The sequence below is a fragment of the Mesorhizobium sp. M7D.F.Ca.US.004.03.1.1 genome, from assembly GCF_003998635.1.
Lineage (GTDB): Bacteria > Pseudomonadota > Alphaproteobacteria > Rhizobiales > Rhizobiaceae > Mesorhizobium > Mesorhizobium loti.
Genome location: NZ_RZQG01001174.1, coordinates 1 through 1585, shown reverse-complemented (window position 1 = coordinate 1585; position 1585 = coordinate 1). Strand labels below are relative to the sequence as shown.

The window sequence follows — 1585 nt, the reverse complement described above, 5'->3', positions numbered from 1 at the left end:
CTTCTCGACCGCACCAAAATTCTCTTGACAGATTGCTTCTGGCGAGCCGGGGCGGCAAGCGACGCCAACATGGCCCATGCGGCGGCCCTTTGGCGCCGAAAGCCCGGCGATGTGGGCGACTGGCCTTGGACGATGACTCGAGATCACGCAGGTCGCTCGGCAAAACCGGGTCTATCCCGTCCACCCAAGGCCAGCCGAGATACAATTGATCGATACAAGCAGAGCGTCGGTAGCCCGCTTTTGATCCGCCGTGCCGGTATTTGCGCGAACTTCACGCAGCAGATCGACCTGCAGCCGGTGAATGTCATCCATCTGCCGCCGCAGATTGTCGAAACGCCGCTTGAACATCGGAAAGCGCGCGGAAAGATCGCCTCCCGTGAGGTCACCGATCAGGTGTCGCGTCAGCTCGTATTCGGCGGCGATGCGAGCGTAGATTCGTTCGGCCGCATCGCTGTCGGACACCAGGCCTGCGTAGAGCCGCGCGATGTCCATGTCGGACTGGTAGAGCGTCTTCTCGGCCTCGTCGATGATCAGGCGGAAGAAGCGCGAGTGCTCGAACATGCGGGCCAGAAGTTCGCGTCCGACCTCGCCGCGCACCGTGACGAACGAGCTGAGCGCGCTGCCGATGCCATACCAGCCGGTCAACAGGTGACGGTTCTGGCTCCAGGCGAACACCCATGGGATGGCGCGCAGGTCGGCAATGCCGCTGGCGCCGAAACGGCGATCCGGCCGTGAGCCCATTTTCAGCAGCGCCAGTTCCGCGACCGGGCTCGCCTGATTGAAATAATCGAGGAAGCCGGGCTCAGCCATCAACCTGGCATAGGACGCCTGCGACATGCCTGCCAGCGCTTCCAGCGCTTCGTCGAACTCCGGCGTTTCCTTGGGCTCGACATCACCGGGCGATCCGACACTGTGGGCCAGCACGCCGGCGGCGAGAACCTCGAGCTGGTTGAGGCCGGTGCCGCGATTGGCGAATTTCGAGGAGACGACCTCGCCCTGTTCCGTCACCCGCATGGCTCCGGCGACTGTACCTGCCGGCTGCGCCGCGATCGCCCGGCCGGTCGGCGCGCCGCCACGGCTGACGGAGCCGCCACGGCCGTGAAAGAAACTGATCCTGACCTTGTGCTTGCGCCCGACGGCAGCGACGCGCTTTTGCGCTTTTGCCAGTTCCCAGTTGGAAGCCAGGAAACCACCGTCTTTGTTGGAATCCGAATAACCAAGCATGATTTCCTGGCGCGCGCGGAAGTCTCGCACCGTTCGCCTCACCAGCGAAATGCCGAGCAATTCGTTCAGGATGCCGGGGGCGGCTTGCAGGTCGGTGATGGTCTCGAACAATGGCACGATCCGCAGCTTGATTGTGCCGCCGCCAATGGGCGCGGTTGAAAGTCCGCAATATTGCGCCAGCAGATAGACGGCGAGCAGATCGTCAGCCGAGCGGGTCATGCTGAGAATGAAGGAGCCGACAGCGTCGGCATCAGAGCTGGAGATGTGCTTGGCGATGACGGAGAATGTCGAAAGCAGTTCACCTGCTTCAGGCGAGAGCCGGCCTGCGTCGATCTCCAGCTGCTCGCCCTGGCTGAGGCTT

General features: G+C 63.1%; 1 protein-coding gene. It reads right to left on the bottom strand.

The features are described 5' to 3' along the window. Window positions 1-171: 171 nt before the first annotated feature. Window positions 172-1585 (bottom strand): phosphoenolpyruvate carboxylase (locus EN935_RS35230; RefSeq protein WP_127374185.1); only part of this gene is annotated, 1414 nt, incomplete at its 5' end.